The organism is Massilia jejuensis, assembly GCF_042656795.1.
Lineage (GTDB): Bacteria > Pseudomonadota > Gammaproteobacteria > Burkholderiales > Burkholderiaceae_D > Telluria > Telluria jejuensis.
In genome coordinates, this window is record NZ_JBHSMS010000051.1 from 1 (window position 1) to 22,359 (window position 22,359).

Annotated in this window: 24 protein-coding genes, 1 tRNA gene and 2 pseudogenes; 7 read left to right on the forward strand and 20 right to left on the reverse strand. The window is 63.2% G+C overall.

What is annotated here, in order from left to right; all coding sequences use genetic code 11:
* Positions 1–119: 119 nt before the first annotated feature.
* From istB to ACFPOU_RS16175, 3 genes and pseudogenes are all read right to left on the reverse strand, one after another.
* Positions 120–850: pseudogene (istB, locus tag ACFPOU_RS16165) on the reverse strand (IS21-like element helper ATPase IstB); the annotation flags it as partial.
* Between the two features lie 35 nt (positions 851–885).
* Complete coding sequence (istA, locus tag ACFPOU_RS16170) at positions 886–2,409, reverse strand: IS21 family transposase (RefSeq protein WP_379723366.1); 1,524 nt, start codon at positions 2,407–2,409, stop codon at positions 886–888.
* Positions 2,410–2,643: 234 nt separating this feature from the next.
* Positions 2,644–2,853, reverse strand: coding sequence for a P-loop NTPase family protein (locus tag ACFPOU_RS16175; RefSeq protein ID WP_379723369.1), 210 nt, complete (start codon positions 2,851–2,853; stop codon positions 2,644–2,646).
* A 311-nt stretch (positions 2,854–3,164) separates the two neighbouring features.
* Here ACFPOU_RS16175 and ACFPOU_RS16180 point away from each other — a divergent pair.
* From ACFPOU_RS16180 to ACFPOU_RS16205, 6 genes and pseudogenes are all read left to right on the forward strand, one after another.
* Positions 3,165–4,315 (forward strand): IS3 family transposase gene (locus ACFPOU_RS16180; protein ID WP_379723372.1). Its coding sequence is split into 2 segments (ribosomal slippage): positions 3,165–3,411 and positions 3,411–4,315, totalling 1,152 coding nucleotides; the frame shifts between segments, so codons are not numbered across the junction.
* Positions 4,316–4,368: 53 nt separating this feature from the next.
* A pseudogene (locus ACFPOU_RS16185) lies at positions 4,369–5,094 on the forward strand (plasmid recombination protein); the annotation flags it as partial.
* 168 nt (positions 5,095–5,262) lie between these two features.
* A complete protein-coding gene (locus ACFPOU_RS16190) occupies positions 5,263–6,252 on the forward strand; it encodes a hypothetical protein (RefSeq protein WP_379723375.1) in 990 nt (329 codons plus the stop codon).
* Positions 6,206–6,526 carry a hypothetical protein gene (locus tag ACFPOU_RS16195; protein WP_379723378.1) on the forward strand — a complete coding sequence of 107 codons (321 nt, stop codon included), beginning with the start codon at positions 6,206–6,208 and terminating at the stop codon, positions 6,524–6,526. Before ACFPOU_RS16190 ends, ACFPOU_RS16195 begins: the two co-directional genes overlap by 47 nt.
* Positions 6,527–6,606: 80 nt before the next feature.
* Positions 6,607–7,275, forward strand: a complete 669-nt coding sequence (locus ACFPOU_RS16200; protein ID WP_379723381.1) for a hypothetical protein — start codon at positions 6,607–6,609, stop codon at positions 7,273–7,275.
* A complete protein-coding gene (locus tag ACFPOU_RS16205) occupies positions 7,265–7,534 on the forward strand; it encodes an HGGxSTG domain-containing protein (RefSeq protein ID WP_304599203.1) in 270 nt (89 codons plus the stop codon). Before ACFPOU_RS16200 ends, ACFPOU_RS16205 begins: the two co-directional genes overlap by 11 nt.
* A gap of 49 nt (positions 7,535–7,583) precedes the next feature.
* On the opposite strand, the gene ACFPOU_RS16210 is transcribed toward ACFPOU_RS16205, so the two are convergent.
* From ACFPOU_RS16210 to ACFPOU_RS16260, 11 genes are all read right to left on the reverse strand, one after another.
* Complete coding sequence (locus ACFPOU_RS16210) at positions 7,584–8,603, reverse strand: hypothetical protein (RefSeq protein WP_379723384.1); 1,020 nt, start codon at positions 8,601–8,603, stop codon at positions 7,584–7,586.
* Positions 8,604–8,660: 57 nt separating this feature from the next.
* Positions 8,661–8,763 (reverse strand) — tRNA-OTHER (locus tag ACFPOU_RS16215).
* The gene (locus tag ACFPOU_RS16220; protein WP_231502514.1) at positions 8,752–9,927 is read right to left on the reverse strand and encodes an MFS transporter; all 1,176 of its coding nucleotides are present in this window, start codon (positions 9,925–9,927) and stop codon (positions 8,752–8,754) included. Before ACFPOU_RS16220 ends, ACFPOU_RS16215 begins: the two co-directional genes overlap by 12 nt.
* Before the next feature lie 47 nt (positions 9,928–9,974).
* Positions 9,975–10,811: an alpha/beta fold hydrolase gene (locus tag ACFPOU_RS16225; RefSeq protein ID WP_379723387.1), complete on the reverse strand. Its 837-nt coding sequence runs from the start codon at positions 10,809–10,811 to the stop codon at positions 9,975–9,977.
* Between the two features lie 2 nt (positions 10,812–10,813).
* Positions 10,814–11,005, reverse strand: a complete 192-nt coding sequence (locus tag ACFPOU_RS16230; RefSeq protein ID WP_034303223.1) for a 2-hydroxymuconate tautomerase — start codon at positions 11,003–11,005, stop codon at positions 10,814–10,816.
* 23 nt (positions 11,006–11,028) lie between these two features.
* Positions 11,029–11,817: a 2-oxo-3-hexenedioate decarboxylase gene (gene dmpH, locus ACFPOU_RS16235; RefSeq protein ID WP_034303225.1), complete on the reverse strand. Its 789-nt coding sequence runs from the start codon at positions 11,815–11,817 to the stop codon at positions 11,029–11,031.
* Positions 11,814–12,845, reverse strand: a complete 1,032-nt coding sequence (gene dmpG, locus ACFPOU_RS16240; RefSeq protein ID WP_034303227.1) for a 4-hydroxy-2-oxovalerate aldolase — start codon at positions 12,843–12,845, stop codon at positions 11,814–11,816. Before dmpG ends, dmpH begins: the two co-directional genes overlap by 4 nt.
* A gap of 16 nt (positions 12,846–12,861) precedes the next feature.
* Positions 12,862–13,773 (reverse strand): acetaldehyde dehydrogenase (acetylating), encoded by a 912-nt coding sequence (locus tag ACFPOU_RS16245; protein ID WP_050469171.1) that lies wholly within the window; start codon positions 13,771–13,773, stop codon positions 12,862–12,864.
* Between the two features lie 46 nt (positions 13,774–13,819).
* Positions 13,820–14,602: a 2-oxopent-4-enoate hydratase gene (gene dmpE, locus ACFPOU_RS16250; RefSeq protein WP_034303231.1), complete on the reverse strand. Its 783-nt coding sequence runs from the start codon at positions 14,600–14,602 to the stop codon at positions 13,820–13,822.
* 2 nt (positions 14,603–14,604) lie between these two features.
* Positions 14,605–16,059: a 2-hydroxymuconic semialdehyde dehydrogenase gene (locus ACFPOU_RS16255; protein WP_034303233.1), complete on the reverse strand. Its 1,455-nt coding sequence runs from the start codon at positions 16,057–16,059 to the stop codon at positions 14,605–14,607.
* 23 nt (positions 16,060–16,082) lie between these two features.
* On the reverse strand, positions 16,083–16,514 hold the full coding sequence (locus tag ACFPOU_RS16260; protein WP_034303235.1) for a GlcG/HbpS family heme-binding protein: 432 nt from the start codon (positions 16,512–16,514) through the stop codon (positions 16,083–16,085).
* A 152-nt stretch (positions 16,515–16,666) separates the two neighbouring features.
* Between ACFPOU_RS16260 and ACFPOU_RS16265 the strand changes: the two genes are divergently transcribed.
* Positions 16,667–17,572: a LysR family transcriptional regulator gene (locus tag ACFPOU_RS16265; protein ID WP_034303237.1), complete on the forward strand. Its 906-nt coding sequence runs from the start codon at positions 16,667–16,669 to the stop codon at positions 17,570–17,572.
* Positions 17,573–17,620: 48 nt separating this feature from the next.
* On the opposite strand, the gene ACFPOU_RS16270 is transcribed toward ACFPOU_RS16265, so the two are convergent.
* Genes ACFPOU_RS16270 through ACFPOU_RS16295 form a run of 6 tightly spaced genes read right to left on the reverse strand, consistent with a single transcriptional unit; the run spans position 17,621 to position 22,293 of the window.
* Positions 17,621–18,565, reverse strand: coding sequence for a catechol 2,3-dioxygenase (locus ACFPOU_RS16270; RefSeq protein WP_034303239.1), 945 nt, complete (start codon positions 18,563–18,565; stop codon positions 17,621–17,623).
* A gap of 28 nt (positions 18,566–18,593) precedes the next feature.
* Positions 18,594–18,971: a 2Fe-2S iron-sulfur cluster-binding protein gene (locus ACFPOU_RS16275; protein WP_155835297.1), complete on the reverse strand. Its 378-nt coding sequence runs from the start codon at positions 18,969–18,971 to the stop codon at positions 18,594–18,596.
* Between the two features lies 1 nt (position 18,972).
* Positions 18,973–20,037, reverse strand: coding sequence for an NADH:ubiquinone reductase (Na(+)-transporting) subunit F (locus tag ACFPOU_RS16280; RefSeq protein WP_141839016.1), 1,065 nt, complete (start codon positions 20,035–20,037; stop codon positions 18,973–18,975).
* A 9-nt stretch (positions 20,038–20,046) separates the two neighbouring features.
* Positions 20,047–20,409 (reverse strand): phenol hydroxylase subunit P4, encoded by a 363-nt coding sequence (locus ACFPOU_RS16285; protein WP_050469175.1) that lies wholly within the window; start codon positions 20,407–20,409, stop codon positions 20,047–20,049.
* A 57-nt stretch (positions 20,410–20,466) separates the two neighbouring features.
* Entirely contained in the window at positions 20,467–21,984 is a 1,518-nt protein-coding gene (locus ACFPOU_RS16290) for an aromatic/alkene/methane monooxygenase hydroxylase/oxygenase subunit alpha (RefSeq protein WP_379723395.1), read from the reverse strand.
* Positions 21,985–22,020: 36 nt separating this feature from the next.
* Positions 22,021–22,293, reverse strand: a complete 273-nt coding sequence (locus ACFPOU_RS16295) for an MmoB/DmpM family protein (RefSeq protein WP_034303245.1) — start codon at positions 22,291–22,293, stop codon at positions 22,021–22,023.
* Positions 22,294–22,359 lie beyond the last annotated feature (66 nt).

Below are 22,359 nucleotides of genomic sequence, written 5' to 3' on the forward strand. Positions count from 1 at the left end.
TCATAAATTCTCCCATCGGTGAAGTTTACCAAACAGGAGTGTCCGAAAAAATCAGGGTACCTCAAAATTCTAAGCCCTGCGGTCACGATGGGTCGATGTTTTTCTCCTTTTTTGGCCGTTTTTGGTCGCTGGGCGCGTAGCGAATCGCCGGTTAGAGTGAAGCGGTGGTTGCGCTGCATGATGCGGTCGAGAATGGCGTCGGCAATAGTGGCGTCGCCAATCCAGGCATGCCAGTGCTCGACCGGCAATTGGCTCGTGATAATGGTGGCTTTGTGCCAAGCCCGGTCATCGATGATCTCCAACAGATCGGAGCGCGTCATGCCGTCGATTGGTCCCATACCCCAGTCATCCAGGACCAGCACATCCGTCTTAGCCAATTGCAGCAGCCATTTTCCGAAGGCGCCACTGCCGTGCCGGATCCGCAGTTCTTCCTGCAAACGGGGTACACGCTGATAGATCGCCGAGTATCCACGCCGGCAGGCGTACTGCGCCAACGCGCAGGCCAGCCATGACTTGCCTGCGCCGGTCGGCCCGGTGACCAGCACGCTGTGGCTGGCGCTGACCCAATCGCCCAAGGCCAGGCTCATCACCTCGCGCCGGTCGATTCCGCGACCTGCGCGCGCGTCGATGTCCTCGATCGCAGCCTGTCCATATTTGAGGTGCGCGTCTTAAGTAGCCGCACCAGCTTGCGGTCATTGCGGGCGTGGACCTCGCGGTCGACCAACAGCGCCACGCGCTCTTCGAAGCTCAACGCGGTCATGCCAGGTTGGGCCAGTTGCTCCTCCAAACCAGCTGCCAGGCCGTCCAGCTTCAGGGTGCGCAGTTGCGCCAGGGTGGTGTGCATCATCATCGTCATATCCATTAGTATTTATATTGTTATATCGTTTATTGATAGTAGCCGGGGCCGCGCAGGTGGACGTGCTCAGGGCTGACCCATTCGTCGGCGACCACGGGGACGCTTTGGTCTCGGTTGTTCTTCAGGATGTCGTTTACGTGGCGGTACTGGCAGGCACCGATCTGCAGGGCTAGTATGCAAGCTGCTTCGAGGCGCACCTTGCCGTAGCGCTTGGCCAGCGAGAGCAAACCAAGGCAGGCGCGGTAACCGTGCTCTGGATGCCTGTTCTCAGCCATCAGCCGCGTCACCGCCTCGGCTGTCGCTGGGCCGATGCTTTCGCCCCAGTGGATCAGACGTTGCGGCGTCCATTGCATGTGCGCGCGGTGGGCAGCCGGCATGTGCGCAGGCGTTGTTGTGAAGCCGCCGACGCGGCCGTTGCGGGCGTGGCTGGCTACGCGCTGGCCGCGATGCAGCAGCTCAACCACGGCTGTGGTGATGCGCGCTTCCAGCACTTGGCCAACCAAGGTTTGCGGCACGCTATAGCGGTGGCGTTCGACCTCCACGTGATAGTCGATATGGACCTTTACGGTCTTAAAGCGAGCCATTTCGTAACGCTGTAGCGGTAGGGGCAACAAGGCCGGCGCGTCGATCTCCGCGAACGTGCTGGCACGGCTGCCAGGCAGTTTCTGGAATGGTTTATCGTTGAGCCGTGTGAGCAACGGTGCTATAGCCTGATTGACCTCGTGCACGCTGCCGAACTGCTGGTGACGCAGGCGCGCCATGATCCATCGCTCGACGATTTGCACCGCCGATTCGGCCTTCGCTTTGTCCTGCGGATGGTAAGGGCGCGCGGGCAGGATCGAGGTGCCGTAGTGGCGTGCGAAGTCGAGCACGGTGTCGTTGCCGCGCGGCTCGTAGCGGTTGGCGTCCGAGATCATTGCCTTCGGATTGTCGGGAACGAGGAGTTGTGTGACGCCGCCATAGAAGCTCAGTGCGCGCGCCGTCGACTCGAGCCAGTCGGCCATCGTTTCGCGTGGCGTGGCGCAGGCGTAAGTGTAGCTCGACGCGCCCAGCGAGGCCACGAAGATGTGGGCGCGTCCGCCATCGGTGAGCGCGATGGTGGGGCCGGCGTAATCGATGAACAGCTTCTCGCCGGCGCGGTGGATCTGGCGCATCGACCGCTTGAGTTGCTGGGCGAAGCGGCGGTAGTTTTCGCAGTATTGCGAGTAAGCGTAGGTCTGACAGTCAGCGTAGTCGGCGCGATGCTCCTCCCACAGCAGCATCAATGTCATGCCTTTGCGACGCAGTTCCTGGTGCAAGCGGCCATAGTCGGGCTGCACATAGTCGCGAGCCTTTTGGGACCCGACCATCAGGCGCCGCTCCAGCGCGGCCTCGTCCATGCCTTGCACTGCGGGCCAATCCATGCCTGCGGCAGCCGCCAGACCCACGTACTTCGTTACAACACCTTTCGACAGCCCCAGCGCATTGGCGATCTGCTGGTGCGACAATTTGGCATCAAGCTTGAGCCGTAATACGTCCTTAATCTTACGCATATTGATCCTTGGTGCGGGCACGCTGTTTCCAGTCAAAAAGCTGGGAGCGTACCCGTTAGGTTGCAAAATGCGTAACACCATTATTGCGCTGTACAACGCCATTCCGGTATCGTGACCAGTGATTCCGGTATCGTGACCGCTGATTCCGGAAGATGCTCGAAATCGGTCACGTTCGCCCGGAATGGGCGGTCACGTTGCGCCGGAATGACTGGTCACGATGCCGGATCACTGGTCACGTTCGTCCGGAATACCCACTTAGCGCCCGATTTTTTCCGTTTTCCCTATTCGCCCCTTCAGGCGTTCGTCTGCCGCCTCGATCATCTTCGCGCGGTGCTTGTCGTCGCGGGCCAAGTCGATTTTGTTTAGGCAGATCAGGATGTTCTTGCTGAACCGGCTGATGTTCTCCAGGATGTCGATCTCGGTGCCAATGATGCGGCTGGACGAATCGACGACGAGGACGAACACGTCCGTAAGATGCAGGAAGGCATCGATGTGGGCGTTAACCTCCGGGCGATATTCGTTGAACCTCGGGTAGTTGACGGTCTGTGCGTTGCCCTGCTCCCAAGTGGATAGACCATGACGTCCCTCGTCGAACCTGCAACGGGATCGATGTCGCTCACCAGGCCGAATACAGCCTGGATTAACGAATCTTTGCCGGAGGAGCCATCGCCCACCAGTCGTCTCTGAGAGACTTGAAGACAGGGGCGCACATGGTTTGAATCGCCACGACTATCGTAGACACTCCTGAGCCATAATATAGGGCACAAGGAGAACGTATGAGCGGTAAGCGGTACACAGAAGAATTCAAGATTGCAGCGGTCAAGCAGGTGGCCCAGCGTGGGCACCCAGCGAGCGAAGTAGCGGAGCGGCTCGGGGTAAGCATCCACAGTCTATACGCCTGGACGAAGCGCTATGGCGTACCCGAGGTGGAGCGCAAGGCCGTTGATGCCCAGTCTGACGAAATGCGGCGCCTGAAGGCCGAGCTCAAGCGCGTCACGGAGGAGCGTGACATATTGAAAAAAGCCGCGGTGTACTTTGCCAAGACGTCCGGGTAAGGTACACCTTAATTGCGCAGTTACAGGACCAATTCCCGGTGCGCCGGCTCTGCAAAGTGCTCGAGGTGCATCCGAGTGGGTTCTATGCCTGGCGGCTCAATCCTGAAAGCCGCCGCGCCAAGGAAGACAAGCGCCTGCTCGTGCCTATCAAGGAGTCATGGCTGGAAAGCGGCAGCGTGTACGGCTACCGCAAGGTCAGCGATGATCTGCGCGAGCTTGGTGAGCAATGCGGCATCAACCGCGTTCACCGTCTTATGAGGTCGGCCGGGATCCGTTCGCAAACCGGCTACGCCAAGCGCAAATACAAACGCGGCGGCGCGCCTTCGCTAGTGGCGCCGAATCATTTGCAGCGCCAGTTCGACGTACAGGAACCTAATCGTGTCTGGGTGACGGACATCACGTACATCCGCACTTACGAAGGCTGGCTCTACCTGGCCGTTGTACTGGACCTGTTTTCGCGTCAAGTGGTCGGCTGGTCGATGAGCTCCCGAATCGATCGGGAACTGGCGATGAACGCGCTCCTGATGGCCGTTTGGCGTCGACAGCCCAAGAATACGGTCATGGTGCATTCCGATCAGGGCAGCCAATTCAGCAGCTACGACTGGCGCGACTTCCTGGACGAGCATAACCTGCAGCAGAGCATGAGCCGGCGCGGGAACTGCCATGACAACGCCGTCGCCGAGAGCTTCTTCCAGCTATTGAAACGGGAACGGATTCGACGCAAGACCTACGGTACACGGGAAGAAGCAAAGCAGGATGTCTTCGATTACATCGAGATGTTTTACAATCCGAAGCGCCGGCACAGCTTCAGCAATGACTTGTCGCCGGTCGAATATGAAAAGCAGTATTTCCAGCGGCTCGCGAGTGTCTAGAAAACTCGTGGCGATTCAAACTCGTCTTCTCGCTCCATGCAACGACCACAGTCGATCTGCGCGCGTACTTCACCGCATGCCTGAAGTGGGTGACCGATGAGTTCAGCCCGGCGCCTGTCATTAGCGCGGTGGTTCACCTCGACGAGCAGCACCCGCACTTGCATGTCATCGTACTGCCACTTGTCGGTTCTTCCATGCAAGGCGGCAAGGTGATGGGCTACCAGGGCACGTTCAGGCGCCGTCAGCGCGACTTCTACCTGCGCGTCGCAAAACCGTTCGGCCTCGCCGAGCCGGTCGCCAAAATGGCACTGAACAAGGTCGAGCGCGAAGACTACGCAAACTTGGTAGTCGACCGTCTGCTGGCCTGCCTGCTCGCCCAAGAGATGCAGGCGCCCGTGCGCAAGGAGCTGTTGAAGCTCATCGCCCCCCACCCTTACTCGCTCGGCCGAGCCTTGGGAGTTCCATTGCGCAAGTCCACCAAGGACCGCATCCCAGCCGGCTCGCCAACGGACACCACCAACGTCGTGGAACAGCCGGATGAGCCCTTCACGGTGAACGAGACCGGCACTGGCGGCACTTCGACATCATGCCTGTGTTATGAGTTGACGCAGCAGCAGCAGCAGCAGCAGCAGCGACCGACGACCAGCGCGCGCCTCTCGGACGCGGTCCAGCAGTCCTGCGCATCTGCATCGCCGACGACGGCGCACAGATCCATGTTAGCCGTACCGACGGCGATGTCGTTGCCGATCCTGGCAACGTCGAGCACGTCGGACTCGTAGTTGAGTGCGAGGACGAGCAGCCGGTGTCGAACTTCAACCACGACACAGGCGACTTCGAATGCCCCCCATCGCCTTTGCCATCGCAGAAAACCAAGGTCGAGGCGGTAGTCACGCAAGCCTTGCAATCGCTGGCAGCTGTACGCAAAGCCCAACAGAAGGAGCAGCATCATGACTGAAGTAACTATGGACACGCAGTTCGGCGCTGCAGCGGCCCCGGCAGATGCAGTACTGGAGATCCTCGTGGTGATGGACGCGAAGTACGACGATCCCGAATACATGGCGGCAATGGACGCTTCCAGCGCCAGCCTGGCGCATCAAGCAGGAACGGCAGCAGCAGTTTGGGCAGGCACCTCCGTCGAAGGATCTGCGCGCGCCGTGCTATATCACGTCGACGACGACATGCCGCTAGGTGCTGTCCAAAACTCCATCACGGCCATGGTGCGGGATGGATCTGCGGATGCGACTAATGCCCTCCCTGTCGACCTGATCCCCCTGGACGCGCTGCGCCTCGATGGTGGCACGCAGTCGCGTGTGTCGATCGACGAGGCCGTGATCGCCGACTATGCCAGCGCCTTGCACGACGGTGTCGTGCTGCCGCCGGTGGTCGTGTTCTTCGACGGCGTCGACTTCTGGCTGGCCGACGGTTTCCACCGCTACCACGCCCACGTCCAGGTCGAAGCGCTCGAGATTCCAGGGCAGATCCACACCGGCACGCGGCGTGATGCCGTGCTGTATTCGGTCGGGGCGAACGGCAGCCACGGCCTGCGCCGCACCAACGAGGACAAACGCAGATCGGTCTCGACGCTACTGGCCGATCCCGAGTGGGCATCGTGGAGCCAGGAAATGATCGCCAAGGCCTGCTACGTCTCGACCGGATTCGTTTCCAAGATGGTGGCCACCGCATCTCTTCACAATGAAGAGATGCGGTCCACCACGAAGACTGTCACCCGCAACGGCAAGAGCTACGAGCAGAGCACCGAGAAGATCGGCAAGACGCGCAAGGCAAATGTCGCTACAGTGCTGGCGTCGCAGGGCAATGCCCCGGCTCTCGAGGTCGCCACCCAACACCTGACTCCCGAACAGGCCAGCGAGGCCGTCGCCGGTCTTGAAGATGCTGGCCGAAAACGCGGCGCTGCGCGAGGAGCTGGCCAGTTATAAGGCTCAGCTCGCTGACGTGCTGGAAGAACTGAACGACATCAAGAACGACATGGCCGTGACACTAGCCGACAACGAAATGATGGCCCGTGTGTTCGAGGCCAACGACCAGGTGAAGGCGTCGATGGCCGAGGTCGAGCGCTACCGTGCGGTGGCCGAACAGGCTGGGCGCAACTTGGCTGCACGCTCGCACGAATTCAACGAGCGCGCCCGCAACGTCAGATATTGGAAGTCCCGCGCTGACAAGGCCGAGAAACAACTGGCGGTGACCGACTAATACACGCAACTGGTCGACGTCGTGGTGGGAAAGCTTGTCGACAGCCGTGGTGAGAATGATGCAAGGACGTCATGAGGGACATGATGAAAGAGGAAATGAAGGGCGCGATCCTGCAGCAGCAGGAAGCGTACATTGCTCAGAAGTCCGCTGCGGCGGCCGAGGCCGCGGGATGCCAAGAACAAGCCTCGACGTTCCAGATCGAAGCTACGTATCACAGCGCTGCGGCCTTGGCACAGCTACAACCTGCCGCGCTGCCGCCGGTTGTCGCGGGCGAGGCCGTGCCGGATGAAGCACAGCTCGCGTCGAACGGCGGTGGCTGGTCGGTGCGCGATACGCTTGCGACACCGGACCCCCCCGCCCTAGCTGCTTCGTTTGTACGTACTGAACTACTGGCGCAAAGCCGCCTCGATATCTTGGCTCTCGGCATTGACGCCGCCGCAACCGCTTGCAGCGACCCATTGACGAAGATGCTCGTACATCAGGCCGGGCTCGCGCATGCCGCCGCCTTCAAACTGGTCGACCGCGCCATAGACCAAGACAGTCCGGCTGAAACGGCACGGCTAATGAACTCTGCGGCCCGCATGATGGGCACGTTTCAACAGGCGATGGTGACGCTGCACCGCCTACGAAATGGCGGTCAGCAAACGGTCACGGTGCAGCATATCAACGTGAGTGCCAACCAGGCACTCGTGACTGGGTCGATGGCCACCGGGGCAGAGCTGTCACACGGGGGTATAGGTGAACGATAAAAACAACCCCTTGCAGCCACAACAGTCTCCGCGTTGTGGCGCGAAAACGCGCTCCGGGATGCCCTGCCGGACAGCCACGGTCCGAGGAAAGAAGCGATGCCGCATGCATGGTGGAAACAGTCCTGGCGCGCCGCGAGGTAATCAGAATGCGCTAAAAAGCGGCGCCTATACCAGTGCTGCCAAGGCACAGAGGCGCGATGCCCGGGTGGTCTTGAAGCGTCTACGTGAATTAATCGCCGAAATCGAAAAATTGGTGTGATGCAACCCAGAAGCTGGAATACTGATTGGCTCTGTACACGCTACAGGTTTTATACGGCCTGGATCTGCCCGGCTTCGTCGGCGCCACGCCACCCCGTTACAACAACGAAGCGATCCCGGCACCAGCATGCTCCGTGTGCCGCGAGGCGTTCTTCGAGCGCTCTCGCCAACGGCGTACCGCATTGGGCCAGAATGTCGACGATGGCTTTTAGTTCTGCCCCGTCGAGCACTGCAGGCGAGACGGGTGCGTCTAGTACCGCCTTGCCAACCCAGTTGCAGACGCGCTCCCCGACCCCGTACTCAATCCAGAACTCGGCATTTGCGCCCTGCATTTGCCACCACGCCACCACTGCACGTGCCATGAACTTCAGCCGATCCGCGTGCGGCTCGACCTCCAGCAGGCTGAGGAATGCGAAAGCGACGAACATAGACCCGGATGCCTGCTCCGTTAATGGCGTGAGCAAGGACAGCAGCAAGGCAGTACGCGCGGCCCCAAGGGGGTGAACGTAGCAGCAAGGGCCTCGTCCGATGTTGTGTTGCCCCATGAACATCGCAGCAACCGCTCCGGCAACATGAAGTTCTATTCCCGAGGAGCACTTGGATGCCGAGCGGCGCCATCTCTGGGTCGCCACGAGCTGCTGCGCCAGCGTCTCGCGGATTGATACGGCTGTGCTGTCCGACACCACCTTGCCGTCCAGCCACAGCGGATCCAACGCATGCAGCACAGCTTCCATGGCATCGAACAATGGCTCTTCCGGCAATTGAGCGAGGGGTTTAAGCACATACTCTTCAATTCCCCCGTCGCCGATCGAGACCGCTGCTGCGAGCGCGGCTGTGAAATAGGCATCGTTCCACTCGAACGACAGGTCGCCTGGCTCCTCATCGGGTCCACAACCTATCCCATTGGCTCCAGCGGTCCAAGCCCAGCAATGACGCACCAAGGCACAGAGCAAATCGGGCCGAGTCGCACGCCAGAGTTCGACCGCGAGCGACAGCCATTGCGCCGCTGCGCCCGCGTCCAGCGCAAAGACGCGCGACAGTACATCGGATTGCTTCTGTCTCGGCTGCAACTCGCCTGCAAACCTCTCAACAACTCATTGATGCAAACGGTTCAAGGCGAACTTGGGTGGTGCGGCTGGCTGGGATCGAACCAGCCCAATCGTTGCGAGCTCAATCCTGATCAACATCGCGCCCAGGCCTGTGAGAAACCCATTTTCTTCAACCAGCCGCCAGCTTGCGCGCCCGCAGCCGCGCGAAATTCATCGCCACCGCCACTGCCCCCAGTGCGCCGGCCGCAATCACCGTCGTGGTACCGATCCCCTCCACCAGCGCCCCCGCCAATGCCATCCCGGCGGATTGCCCGAGCAGGAAGCAGGACGAAAAGGCCGATACCGCCGCGCCACGCCGTTCCGGCGCCATCTGCGTGGCGTTGATTTGCAAGGTGTTATGCAGCATGTAGAACCCAAGCCCGGCCAACAGGCATCCGGGAATCGCCCACGGCCACGAAGGCGCCAGCGCCGCCAGCAACAAGCCCGCACCCAGAATCGTCCCGCCCCAGCGTGCCAGGCCCACTTCCCCAAGGCGCCTGACCAGCATGCCCGAGGTCGTCGCAAACAGCACCCCGCCCAGTCCGAACAGCATCACCAGGCTGCCGGCCTTCGACAGCGATACCCCGTGCAGGCGATGCAGGTGCGAAGCAATGAAGGGGAAGGCGCCATACACGAACGCGCCTTCCACGAACACCGTCAGCAGCACCACGCGCGCCCAGCGCGAGGACAGCACATGGCCAAACTCGGCGAGCATGCGGCGCACCGCGTGGCCTTCCGCCTTGCGCACCTGGCGCGCGCGCTCGGGCAGGCGCCGGTTCATCGACAGCAGCGCCACCGAGAGTGCGGCGAACGCCAGCGCAATGCCAAAGAACGGCGCGCGCCAACCCAGGTAGTCGGCCGCCAGTCCGCCCACCATCACGCCGGACGACAAGCCGCCAATCTGCCCCAGCAGGAAGCGCGCCAGGACCGGCTGGCGCCGCTCGTAAGGCACCACATCGCCGATCCACGCCATCGACAAGGGAATGGTCGCGGCGGCAGTGGCGCCCGCCAGCAGGCGCGCACCCAGCAGCATCGGGAAGCTTGGCGCCAGCCCGCATAGCGTCGCGGTGAACGCGCAGGCCACACAGGCCCAACCGACCACGACGTACTTGCCGAAGCGGTCGCCCAGGGGGCCGAAGAACAGCTGCGACGCACCCCATGCGATGGCGAAGCAGGTGATGACCGCCGATGCCACGCCCAGCGAAACGCTGAACTCGCTGGCCAGGTTCGGCAGCTGGGCGTCGGCCACGCGCGACGACATCGCGCTGCAAAACGCCGCCAGCGACAGCCACAGAATGGCCGTCACTGGAATCGTGGTGGCCGCCGCCGGCGCCTGATGAGCTGGTACTTCCGTCAGTCTTCCCCCTCGGCGAAAAAGTCGCCAACCAGCTGGTTGAAGCGCGCCGCATGCTCGATCTGGGTCCAGTGACCGCACTGCCCGAACACGTGCAGCTGCGATTTCGGAATCAGCCCGAACAGCTGGTACGAGCTCTCCAGCGGTATTACTTTGTCCTCGCGGCCGTGGACCACCATGGTCTCGTGCGGCAGCGCGCGGATTGCTTCCACCGGGCTCGCCAGCCCATCGACGCCACGCTGGCGCGGCGCCGGGAACATTTGCGAAAACGCTTCCTGGAATCCAGGCCGGATACTCGCCTCGTAGCGCATCCGCGCCAGCTCGTCATTGACCAGGTTGCGGTTGTACGCGAACACGTCGAGCAGGCCACGCATGTTGTCGAGCGACGGCGTGTAGCCCCACACCCGGTCGAGGCCCTCGGTGATCGGAAACGCGATGCCGGCGCTGCCCATCAGCACCAGGCGGTTGACCCGCTGCGGCGCGCGGATCGCCAGCGCCAGCGCCAGCCCGCCGCCGAACGAGTTGCCGACCACGTGCGCGCGCTCGATGCCCAGCGCGTCCATGAAGTCGATGATGTGGCTGACCCAGGTGTCCATGTTGTATTGGATGCCCGCCGGGCGCTCGGTGTAGCCGAAGCCCACCATGTCGGGCGCCAGCACGCGGAACTGTCTGGCCAGCGCCGGCATGGTCAGGCGCCAGTTGGCCCAGCCGGTCACGCCCGGGCCGGAACCGTGGATCAGCAGCACCGGCGCTCCCTCGCCCTGCTCGTGGTAGTTCGTCTTGACGCCGTTGGCAACGACGGTCTTGCCGATTTCTGGGTTCGGATTGGTCGTCATGATCAGCGCCCCAGGTCCTTGGCGCTGACGCCGCCGATACCCCAATTGGTGTTCGGCACGTCATGCATCCAGACGCGCACGTTTTCCTTCGGCGCACCCACCGCCTCGGACAGCGCCTGCGTCACCTTCTCGATGACGGCGCGCTTCTGTTCCTCGGTCCGGCCTTCCAGCAGATAAATCTGAGCGAACGGCATGATGAATTCCTTTGATAAGTATTTTATACGAAGCGCATGCCAACACTGCCCATGCCCTGAATCCGCAGGCAAACCGAATCGCCGGCCTGCACCGCCACCGCTTCCGTTATGCCGCCCGACAGAATCAGGCTGCCGGCCGGGATTTCCTCGCCGCGCGCACCGAGATGGTTGGCCAGCATCGCGATGGCCGCGGCCGGGTGGCCCAGCACGGCCGCGCCGGCGCCGAAGGCCACCGGCTCGCCATTCTTTTCCAGTACGATGCCGGCCGTGCGCAGGTCTACTTCGCCCACAGCGACCGGGCGGCCGCCGACCACGAAGCGCACTGCCGACGTGTTATCCGCAACGACGCTCTTCAGGTCGAACTTGAAGTCGCGGTAGCGCGAATCGATGACCTCGATCCCCGGCATGACGAAATCGGTCGCCGCCAGCACCGCGCCGATGTGGCAGCCGGGGCCCTTCAGTGCGCGCTTGGTGACGAAGGCGATCTCCGGCTCCACCTTCGGGTGGATCAGCTGCGCCACCTTGCACTCGCCGCCGTCCGGCACCGCGAAGGAATCGGCCAGGAACCCGAAGACCGGTATTTCGACGCCCATCTGCTTCATCTTTGCGTGCGAGGTGAGGCCGGCCTTGAGGCCGACGATCCTGCCGCCGCGCGCTACCTTGCGGCGCCTTATCTCGTCCTGGATCGCGTAGGCGTCGTCCCAGTCCATGCCCGGATAATCCTCAGTGATCTTGGTGGTGTCGCGTGCCTCCAGCTCGCAGTCTTCCAGGTGCTGCGCGAGGCGTACGATGGTTGCGTGGTCGAGATTCATGCTGCCATCCTCCGCTCGCGCGCCAGGGTCATTGCGGTGTCCTCGATCATGTCTTCCTGACCCGCCACCATGCCGCGCCGCCCCAGCTCCACCAGGATGTCGCGCGCCGACACGCCGTACTTCGCCGAGGCGCGCTTGGCGAACAGCAGGAAGGTCGAGTACACGCCGGCATAGCCCAGGGTCAGCGCGTCGCGGTCGATGCGCACCATGTGGTCCATCATCGGCAGCACGATGTCTTCGGCCACGTCCATGATCTGGTACAGGTCAACGCCGGTCTCGATCTCCATGCGGTTGCAGACTGCCACGAACACTTCGAGCCGGGTATTGCCGGCGCCCGCGCCCAGGCCGTTGGTCGAGCCGTCGATGCGCACCGCGCCCGCTTCCACGGCGGCCAGCGAATTGGCCACGCCCATCGCCAGGTTGTCATGGCCGTGGAAGCCGATCTGGGTCTCGGGCCTGAGCACGGCGCGCAGCGCGGCCACGCGCTCGGTCACGCCGTCCGGCAGCAGGTAGCCGGCCGAATCGGTCACGTACACGCATTCGGCGCCGAACGACTCCATCAGCTTGGCCTGCCCGGCCAGCTTCTCGGGGGTATTCATGTGCGCCATCATCAGGAACCCGACGGTGTCGAGGCCCAGCTTGCGCGCCACCGCGATGTGCTGCTCCGCCACGTCGGCTTCGGTGCAGTGGGTCGCCACCCGCACCGTGTGCAGGCCGCAGTCGTGCGCCGCGCGCAGGTGGTCGACGGTGCCGATGCCGGGCACCAGCAGCGCCGACACTTTGGTGCGCTTGAGGTGCGGCAGCACCGCGTTGAGGTACTCGACATCGCTATGCAGCGGAAAGCCGTAGTTCACCGAGCCGCCGCCGAGGCCGTCGCCATGGGTGATCTCGAGCAGCGGCATGCCGGCTTCGTCGAGACCCTTGGCCACCGCGATCATCTGCTCGATCGTGATCTGGTGGCGCTTCGGGTGCATGCCGTCGCGCAGCGTATTGTCATGCAAAATAATCTTCCGGCCTTTAAGGTTCATCTCTTCTCTCCTTGGGTCAGGCGGCCACGCGTTCGAGCGTGAGGCTGCCGTTCAGCAGTTCTTCGGCAAACATCTCGGCGGTGCGGGCGGCGGCCGCCGTCATGATGTCGAGGTTGCCGGCGTATTTCGGCAGGTAGTCGCCCAGCCCTTCCACTTCAAGGAACACCGATACGCGGTTGCCGTCGAAGACCGGGCCGTTGACCAGTTTGTAGCCGGGCACGTATTTCTGCACGTCGGCGATCATGGCGTGGATCGAGGCGGTGATGCGCTCCTCGTCGGGCGCCGACTCGGTCATGCAGTGCACGGTGTCGCGCATGATGATCGGCGGCTCGGCCGGGTTCAACACGATGATCGCCTTGCTCTCCTTTGCGCCGCCCACGTCGCGAATCGCGCCGGCCGTGGTGCGGGTGAATTCGTCGATATTCTTGCGGGTGCCGGGACCGGCGGAGCGCGACGCGACGGTGGCGATGATTTCGCCGTACGCCACCGGCTGCACGCGCGACACCGCAGCCACCATCGGGATCGTCGCCTGGCCACCGCAAGTGACCATGTTCACGTTCATTTCGCTCTTGCCGACCAACGTCTTCAGGTTCACCGGCGGGATGCAGAACGGGCCGATCGCGGCCGGCGTGAGGTCGATCATCAGCACGCCCAGCGCGTTGAGCTTGCGCGAATTTTCGGCGTGGACATAGGCGCTGGTGGCGTCGAACGCGATCTGCACGCCGTCTTCGATGACGTGCGGCAGCAGGCCGTCAACGCCGTCGGCGGTGGTCTTGATGCCCATCTCGCGGGCGCGCTTTAGGCCGTCCGAATCCGGGTCGATGCCCACCATCCAGACCGGTTCTAGCACGGCGCTGCGCTGCAGCTTGGCCAGCAGGTCGGTGCCGATATTGCCCGGCCCGATCACTGCGCATTTGATTTTTTTCATGGAAGATGCTCCGATAAAGTCGTTAGGTAAAGCCAGGTCCTGGACGTCAATGGAAGCGCACCGAGCAGCCGCCAAGGCCGCCGATGCTGACGCGGAAGCTGTCGCCGGCCTTGGCGGGGAACATCGCCGCCAGTGCGCCGGACAGGATGACTTCGCCGGCCTTGAGCGGAATGCCAAGCGCGCCCATGGTGTTGGCCAGCCACGCCACCGCATTTACCGGCGAGCCGAGGGCCGCGGCGCCGGCCCCGGTGGCGATGATTTCGCCGTTGCGCTCAAGGACCATGCCGCACAGCGAGAGGTCGATCTTGCGCGGATCGACCGCCTGGTCGCCCAGCACGAACACCCCGCACGAAGCGTTGTCGGCCACGGTGTCGCCGATCTTGATCTTCCAGTCGCGGATGCGCGAGTCGACGATCTCGAAGCACGGCATCACGCATTCGGTGGCGGCCAGCACCTCGGCGTTGGTCACGCCGGGGCCCATCAGGTCCTTCTTGAGGATGAAGGCGATCTCGCCCTCGGCCTTGGGCTGGATCAGGGTGTCGATCGGCACCGACGCGCCTTCGTTGTAGATCATCCCGTCGAGCATGTAGCCGAAGTCGGGCTGGTACACGCCGAGCATGTTCATCACGGCGCGCGAGGTGACGCCGATCTTCTTGCCGATGATGCGTTCGCCGGCTTCGACCCGGCGTTCGATCATGCGCTGCTGGATGCGGTAGGCATGTTCCACCGTCAGCTCGGGGTGGCGCGCGGTCAGCGGATCGATCACCGAACGCGTAATCAGAGCCTGGTACAGTTCGTCGCCGAGCTGGGTAATGAGTGTCTTGTCCATGGTCACAGTTTGATGCACACGTTTTTAAGTTCGGTATAAAACTCGAGCGAATGGACGCCGCCTTCGCGCCCGATGCCCGACTGCTTGGAGCCGCCAAACGGCGTGCGCAAATCGCGCAGGAACCAGGAGTTGACCCAGACGATGCCCGCTTCCAGTACGCCGCCGAGGCGATGCGCGCGCTGCAGGTTGGTGGTCCACACCGCGGCGGCCAGGCCGTAGGGGTTGTCGTTGGCGCGGCGGATGACTTCTTCTTCGCTGTCGAATGGGGAGATGTGGCAGCACGGGCCGAAGATCTCGTCGCGCATCACCGCCGCGCTGTCGGGCAGGCCGGTCCAGATGGTCGGCTCGACCCACGAGCCGGCTTCCAGTGCGGCCGGCATGTCCGGAACCCCGCCGCCGGTGACGACGGTGGCGCCCTCTTCCACCGCCTTGCGGTAGTACGACAGCACCTTGTCGCGGTGCTCCTGCGAGATCAGGGGGCCCATCTTGCTGGCCGGGTCGGCGGGCAGGCCGGGCTTCATGCTCTCGGCGCCGCGCTTCAGGCGGCTGACGAATTCGTCGAAGATCGGGCGCTCGACGTACACGCGCTCGGTGCCCAGGCATACCTGGCCGCAGTTGGCAAAGGTGGAGCGCAAGGTGCCTTCGATGGCAGCGTCCATGTCGCAATCGGCAAAGACGATGGCGGCGTTCTTGCCGCCCATTTCGAGCGACACAGGACGGGCGCCGTCCGCTGCGGCCTTCATGATGGCCGCGCCGGTGCGCGTCTCGCCGGTGAAGGTGATGGCGCTGACGCCGGGGTGGGTGGTCAGGAACTCGCCGGCGGCGTCCGGGCCGAAGCCGTTGACCACGTTGAACACGCCCTTCGGCATGCCCACCTTGTTCATCACTTCGCCCAGCAGGGCGGCGGTCTGCGGCGTTTCCTCGGAAGGTTTGACGACGACCGTGTTGCCGCACGCGAGCGCCGGGCCGAGTTTCCAGGTCATCAGCAGGAACGGCAGGTTCCACGGGCAGATGACCGCCACCACGCCGACCGGGCGGCGCAGCGAATAGTTCAGCGCGCCGCGTCCGTCGGGGGTGGCCATTTCGAAGAATTCGGACGGCACGTTCTTGACCACGTCAGCGAAGATCTTGAAGTTGGCGGCGCCGCGCGGCACGTCGACGTGGCGGATGAAGTGGGACGGCTGGCCGATGTCGCTCATTTCGGCTTCGGCGAAATCGTCGAAGCGGCGGGTGATTTCGTCGGCCACCGCGTACAGCATGTCGACGCGGTCGGCGACCGCCAGCTTGCCCCAAGGGCCGTCAAGCGCGCTGCGGGCGGCGCGTACCGCGGCATCGACCTCGGGCTTGCCGGCGGCCGCGACGCGGGCGATCACCTTGCCGTCGTACGGGGTCGTCTTGTCGAACCAGTCGGTGGTTGCGACAAATTCGCCGTTGATGAAGTTAAGTATTTCTTTCATTGGTAAGGTCCTTGGATTCGCGGTTACGACTCGAGCGACGCGGCGGCCAGGCCGGCGCGCGCACATGCTTCATCTTGTTCCTCGGAGGCGCCCGAGACGCCGATCGCGCCGATCACGGCAGCGCCGGCCCGGATCGGCAGCCCGCCGCCAAACATCACGAACCGTGGGCGCAGGGGAAGGCCCTGGCGCAGCGCGGCCGACTCCTGCTCCAGCACCTTGCCCCACTGGCTGGTCGGCAAACCGAAGCTCAGCGCGGTGTAGGCCTTGTCCTCGCTGATACCGATCGAGTGCAGCGGCGCACCGCCCATGCGCAGGAAAGCGAGTGGATTGCCGCCGGCATCGACCAGGGCAACATTGATCCTGACGCCCAGTTCGACGGCGTGGCGGACCGCGCCCACGGCGGCGCGCTGCGCCGCTTCCCACCCAAATTCCTGCTGGTCTGATCCTGGTGTCATGTGCTGCCTCCTTGACTACGATCCTATGGAGCGCGTTTCATTCTGTAAAATACTAAATAGGTCTTGATTGATACCGAATAGGTATGGCTTTACGTTGCGCAATCGATGCGCCTGGGGTATAACTTTGCAGTCTCCTTCCTCGGTCAATTCCAATGGACCTGCGTCAGATCCGTTACTTCCTGGTGCTCGCCAGCGAGCTCAATTTCACGCGCGCCGCTGGCCGGCTGCACATTTCGCAGCCGCCGCTGACGCGCCAGATCCAGCAGCTCGAGGCGAGCATGGGCGTGGTGCTGTTCGAGCGAACCACGCGCGGCGTGGCCCTGACCCCGGCCGGCGCGGTGTTCCTGGAGGAGGCGCGCAAGATCGTCGCCCTTACCGACCAGGCCACCAACAAGACGCGGCTGGCGCACCAGGGGCAGCTGGGACGGCTCGACATCGGCGTGTTCGGCTCGGCGATCCTGAACGTGATTCCGACCCTCTTGATCGAACTGCGCAAGACCCATCCCGACATCGTCATCTCGCTGCAGAACACGACCAAGATCCAGCAGGTCGAGGCGGTGCGCGAGAAACGGCTCGACATCGGCTTTAACCGCGTGTTCCCCGAGGTGGAGGACCTGGTGGTGGAGACGGTGATGATGGAAAGCCTGTACGTGGCGATGCACAAGGACCACGAGCTGGTGCGGCGGCGTACGCTGGCGGTCAGGGACCTGAACAACCAGCCGCTGATCCTGTTCCCCAACAACGTGCGCCCGACCTTTGCCGACAACGTGGTGTCGCTGCTGCGCGACGAGGGCTTGACGCCCAACGTGGTGCATGAGGTGGAAGACGTGATGACCTGCATTGCGCTGGTGTCGGCCGGGCTGGGGATGGCGGTGGTGCCGGAATCGGCGGTGAACCTGCAGCTGCCCGGCGTGCGCTACCACCCGCTGCGCTCGGCGGAGGCGAAGGTCGACCTGAGCTGCGTGTACCGCGCGGACAATGCCTCGCCGGCGCTGATGGGGTTTCTCGACATCGTACGCAAGGTACGCAGCCGCAAGATCAAGCTGGTGACCGAGTAGACCCGTGCAACGCGTGGGTGCTCGTGCCCACGCGTGCCTCCGTCCTGGTCAGGTGTAAACAGTCGTGAAGCTCTCCTCCAATACCCCGGTGTGATAGAAGATACTGCGCCCGGCCTGGTCCTCGGTCCAGGTCACGACCGGCTTGTCGCGCTGCGCCTGGTAGCCGAGCCCCGCAAAGGTCTCATTGCGGTTGCCCGACGGGTCGAAGAAGTAGATCGTCTCGCCGCGCGTGAGGCCGTGGCGCGTCGGCGCCACGTCGATCCGCACCCGGTTCTTGGCCATGATGTCGCCCGCCTTCAGGATGTCGTGCCACGAATCGAGGAAGAACGACAGGTGGTGCAAGCCGGCGCGCTCGCCGCCGACGAAGGCAATGTCGTGCGGCTTGCTCGAATGCGACAGGAACGACGCCAGCTGGAACGCGCCGTCCGGTCCCACCGTGATCTGCTCGGTCTGGAAGAAGTTGAGCGCCTCGATGAAGAACCGGGTGTTTTCCGCGACCTTGTTGATGCCGTTGGCGGGGTCGAATTCGCACATCAGCAGGCAGTGGTCGAGCCAGTGCGCGCCGGCACCGCGCACGTCGTCCGGCCAAGGGTCGGGGTTGGTCGAGCCGACGTCGGTGCCGACGCATTCCTTCTGCGCAAACAGGCGCATCTCGTGCCCGCTGGGCATGGCAAACCGGAGCATGCGCCCGCAGTCGGGCAGGCTGCCTGCCGCCAGGTGCTCGACCGCGATCCCGTGCGCGCCGATCCGCTCGGCCAGCGCATCGAGGTCGCTGTCGCGCTCGACCTTGTACGCCACATGGTTGAATCCCGCCTGGTCCGATGGCGTCAGGATCACCGAATACTTGTCCCACTCGTCCCAGCATTTGAGGTACACATTGCCCTCGGCGTCGGTGTGGGTGGTCTTCATGCCGACCACGTTTTCGTAATGCTTCACCGATGCCGCCATGTCCATCACCTTGATGCTGATGTGGCCTATCCGCATGACACCCATTTCTGTCTCCTTTTTTGTAATTCGGTTGCTATCGGTTTTGCTCGTTTGGCGCCGCTGGCGAACGCAGGAAGGCTTTCTTCATCTTACCCACCACTTCCAGCTCCACTTCGCAGTCGGGCACCACGCGGCATGCCAGCACCACGCCCGCTGCTTCTTCCTGCTCGGTTACGTGGGCGCGGCTCATGGCGCCCGACTTGTGGACCTCGCCGGCGCGGATCGCCACCTTGCACACGCCGCAGCCGCCGTTCAGGCAGCCCGCCGGAATGCATTTGCGGCCGATGCGCGCCATGCCCTGCAAGATCGTTTCGCTGCTGCCGCACTGGTAGGTTTCGCCGGTTTCGCGGACCCGCACCGTGTGCTTGCAAGCCGCCGCGTCGAGCCCTTCGGTTGTCGTCAGGGTTCCCATGTCAGATCGCCTTGAACAGTGGGCTGCGGCGCGCGGTCGACTCGGAGTCGGCGGCGGAGATGAATTTTTCCATGTACATATCCCTTTCGAACAGGCGGCCGCGGATCAGCGTCGTGATGCAGGCGTCGATCATTACCGGCGGGCCGCACATGTAGGCCTTGTGCTGGCGGAAGTCACCGCCGAAGTGGCGCGTCGCCACGTCGTGCACGAAGCCGGTTTCGCCTTCCCATGCGTCGCTCTCGGCCGGCGCCGACAGCGCCGGCACATAGGTGAAGTTGGGATGGCGCGCGGCCAGGTCGCGGAACAGCTCGTCGTCATACAGCTCGGCACGGTGGCGGGCGCCGTAGACCAGCGTGATGGCGCGCGTCTCGCCGCGCTCGAGCAGGTCGAGGATCATCGATTTGGGGCTCGACAGGCCGGTGCCGCCGGCCAGGAACAGCAGCTTTTCGGGCGCCGAGCGGCGCACGAAAAAGCGGCCGTAGGGACCGTTCAGGCGCAGGCGGTCGCCTTCCCTGAGCTGGTTGTGGATATAGCCGGTGGCCTGGCCGCCGGGCACGTTGCGGATATTGAGCTCGATCATCCGTTTTTGCGACGGTGCGTTGGCGAGCGAGAACGCGCGCGGCTGGTCCAGCCCCGGCACGTGCAGGTTCACGTACTGGCCGGCCTGGAAATCGATGCCGTCGCCATCGAGCTCGATGTACACGCCCTTGGCGGTCGGGGTCAGATCGACGATCTTCGCCACGGTGCCGGTGAAGTCCTGCATCGGATGCATCTCGGCGTCGGGTTCCTCGTCGATCTCCGCTTCGATCACGATATCGCACGAGGCGGTCGCTACGCATGCCAGGCACTTGCCTTCGTCGCGCTCGAAATCCATCAGCGCAAACGGCGAGGCGTCGCCGATATCGACTTCGCCCTCGACCACCTGCACTTTGCAGGTGCCGCACAGGCCATGCAGGCATGCGTGGGGGATGTAGACGCCGGCGCGCAGGGCGGCGTCGAGCAGGGTCTGCCCGGCCTCGACCTCGACGGTCTGGCTCAGGGGTTCAATACACATTCTCGCGTTCATGCCAGCTCCTCAGAAACCCGTGTTGCCGATGCCGTTCAAGCCGGGGGTTGCGAGGCGCAGCAGCGATTTGTGGGCGACGCCGTTCTCGGCGATGCTCCTGTCCATGTCGGGCGTGAAGCGCGCGCCGTCGAGCGACCATTCGGTCGCGGCCCAGTCGATCCTGGCGAAATCCGGATGGGCGCCATACACCGACGGCAGCAGGTCCTTGACCAGCGCCCCGAACGGCATCTGCGGCGGCAGCGGAAAGGCGCCGGCGAACGGGAACATCATGTGCTCGTCCCATCCGATGTACACCACCTGGTTGCCGTGGAAATTCTCGACTGCGTCCGCGTTCGGGCCGCTGTAGTTTTCGTATGCTGCTTTGACTGCCATGGTTGTCTCCTGATTGTGTGGTGCTTGCGCCGGACGATCCGCGGCCGGCGCCTGGTGTCACGCTGCCTCGTCGTCCTTGTTCAGGCCCTTCCACTCGTTCCAGTTGGCGTTATCGCGCGAATGCAGGAACTCGCCGGGGTCGTTCTCGGAGAAGTGGTAGTACTTGAGGACATCGGGAATCGTCGGGCCGCCGCAGTTGCCCTGGAAGATCTGGTGCGGCGGCATCCAGGCCTGCACATATTTTTCGGGCTCGTGGTCGAACACCGACTTGCAGCCGTCCGAACAGAAATGGAATTTGTCGCCGTTGTAGGTGCTGTGCTTGTACACGCGCTCGGTCGGCTTGCTGGTGTCGGTATAGACCATCGGGATCTGGCAGGTCTGGCACAGCTGCGGCAGTGCTTGGGAGTAGAAGCGCTTGCCGGCCTTTTCCTGGGCGCGCAGGTATTCGAAGCGCGGGCGGTAGTACTTGTCGAAGGTGTTCGGGTATTTTTCGGACAGCCAGTCCAGCTCGGAGTCCTCGGGCACCCAGGTGTGGAAGCCGGCGGCGTTGCCGACGCTGTAGAAGGTCAGCCACAGCTGGTGGGTGATGTGTTCCTTCTCCTCGACCGATTTCTCCCAGAACTTGGGCATCGTGATGCCGTAGCGTCCCAGGTCGTCGAACAGCGCCTTGCCGTTCTGCTCGAAGTACATCTCCCAGCCTTCTTTCCACGACATCACGCGCTTCGGATGCATGTAGTCCATCATCATGCCGACGATGCCGAGCAGGCGGTAGCCGCGCCAGAAGTACTTGTCGATCCAGCGCTGCACGATGGGCAGGTTGTCGGGGTGCTGCTCGAGGATGAACTTGATCACCTCCAGGCCCAGCGTCATGTGGCGCGATTCGTCCGACTGGGCCGAGAAGCCGAAGTTCACGGTGGCCATGTCGCCGTTGTAGGCGGCGCCCGACATGAAGGGCATGAACAGCAGGTTGGTCAGCACGTACTCGAACGAGAACGAGATGGCGGTGACGAATTCGAACGGGCCGGCCGACAGCGCGTCCTCGAAATACGATTTCGGCACCGACAGGTACCAGGCGCGGTCGTACATGTGGAACGGGTCGTGCAGGCCGTCGAAGTACTTGTTGTACTGGCTGATGGTGTGCAGCTGGGTCTGCGCGTGGCGCAGTTCGTCGATCGACTGCATCTGCGAGGCGACCTGGGCACCGACCCCGGGGAAGGCGCGGCCGGCCATCGCAAAGCCGCGGTGGGCGCCGTATTCGAGCGGGGTGACCGCCGTCAGGAAGATCTTCAGGCTGTTGATGTAGCGCGCGTCCGACACGCCGAGGTGTGCGTTGTTCTGGGTGAAGGCGTCGATCACCGCGTACAGCTTGCGCTCCTTTTCACCCTGGTATTTCCAGTAGGCGTCCATGGTCAGGCGGAACGGGTCTTCCCACTTGCTCCAGTCTTCGATCTTGATGCCTTCGAAGTCGCACAGCGGGAATACCTCGGACTGCGACTTGTACGAAAAATCCCAGGCCAGGTCGCTGGTCATGGTGGTGTACTTGTCCTTCAAACTCATTTTCTTGGCTTGGGCCACGATTGTCTCCTGTGATGTTTTGAGGTTGCGCCTGGGTCAGACGCGTTCCAGCGCAAAGTAGTCGTCGGTCTCGTCGATATTTCCGGACAGCGACACCAGCGTCAGGTGGATGTCCTGCGGGTCCCATGGGCGGCCGATGCGCTCTTCGACGCTTTCACGCTTGACCACCAGGCGCCCGGGGGCGTCGATCTTGTAGAGGCCCGGGTACTGCGTGATCGTGGCGTGCGGGTTGTCGGCCTCGATCGACTCGCGGATCGGGCGTGCTTCTTCGTTGTCCTGCAAGGCCAGGAAAACCATTTTTTCAGTCATGTTCTGTCTCCGCTTTCAGGTATTAAAGGCCGCTCTTGGCCAGGCGTTCGGCCAGCTGGCCGGCGC

Excerpts from the sequence above, each read along its gene's own strand:
- ACFPOU_RS16245 (WP_050469171.1), bottom strand. The coding sequence starts at position 13,773 with ATGAAAAAAATCAAATGCGCAGTGATCGGGCCGGGCAATATCGGCACC.
- ACFPOU_RS16255 (WP_034303233.1), bottom strand. The coding sequence starts at position 16,059 with ATGAAAGAAATACTTAACTTCATCAACGGCGAATTTGTCGCAACCACC.
- ACFPOU_RS16190 (WP_379723375.1), top strand. The coding sequence starts at position 5,263 with ATGACTGAAGTAACTATGGACACGCAGTTCGGCGCTGCAGCGGCCCCG.
- dmpH (WP_034303225.1), bottom strand. The coding sequence starts at position 11,817 with ATGAATCTCGACCACGCAACCATCGTACGCCTCGCGCAGCACCTGGAA.
- ACFPOU_RS16225 (WP_379723387.1), bottom strand. The coding sequence starts at position 10,811 with ATGACGACCAATCCGAACCCAGAAATCGGCAAGACCGTCGTTGCCAAC.
- ACFPOU_RS16295 (WP_034303245.1), bottom strand. The coding sequence starts at position 22,293 with ATGACTGAAAAAATGGTTTTCCTGGCCTTGCAGGACAACGAAGAAGCA.
- ACFPOU_RS16270 (WP_034303239.1), bottom strand. The coding sequence starts at position 18,565 with ATGGGTGTCATGCGGATAGGCCACATCAGCATCAAGGTGATGGACATG.
- ACFPOU_RS16275 (WP_155835297.1), bottom strand. The coding sequence starts at position 18,971 with ATGGGAACCCTGACGACAACCGAAGGGCTCGACGCGGCGGCTTGCAAG.
- ACFPOU_RS16280 (WP_141839016.1), bottom strand. The coding sequence starts at position 20,037 with ATGAACGCGAGAATGTGTATTGAACCCCTGAGCCAGACCGTCGAGGTC.
- ACFPOU_RS16200 (WP_379723381.1), top strand. The coding sequence starts at position 6,607 with ATGATGAAAGAGGAAATGAAGGGCGCGATCCTGCAGCAGCAGGAAGCG.
- ACFPOU_RS16260 (WP_034303235.1), bottom strand. The coding sequence starts at position 16,514 with ATGACACCAGGATCAGACCAGCAGGAATTTGGGTGGGAAGCGGCGCAG.
- ACFPOU_RS16285 (WP_050469175.1), bottom strand. The coding sequence starts at position 20,409 with ATGGCAGTCAAAGCAGCATACGAAAACTACAGCGGCCCGAACGCGGAC.
- ACFPOU_RS16230 (WP_034303223.1), bottom strand. The coding sequence starts at position 11,005 with ATGCCGTTCGCTCAGATTTATCTGCTGGAAGGCCGGACCGAGGAACAG.
- ACFPOU_RS16195 (WP_379723378.1), top strand. The coding sequence starts at position 6,206 with ATGCTGGCCGAAAACGCGGCGCTGCGCGAGGAGCTGGCCAGTTATAAG.
- ACFPOU_RS16265 (WP_034303237.1), top strand. The coding sequence starts at position 16,667 with ATGGACCTGCGTCAGATCCGTTACTTCCTGGTGCTCGCCAGCGAGCTC.
- dmpG (WP_034303227.1), bottom strand. The coding sequence starts at position 12,845 with ATGAACCTTAAAGGCCGGAAGATTATTTTGCATGACAATACGCTGCGC.
- dmpE (WP_034303231.1), bottom strand. The coding sequence starts at position 14,602 with ATGGACAAGACACTCATTACCCAGCTCGGCGACGAACTGTACCAGGCT.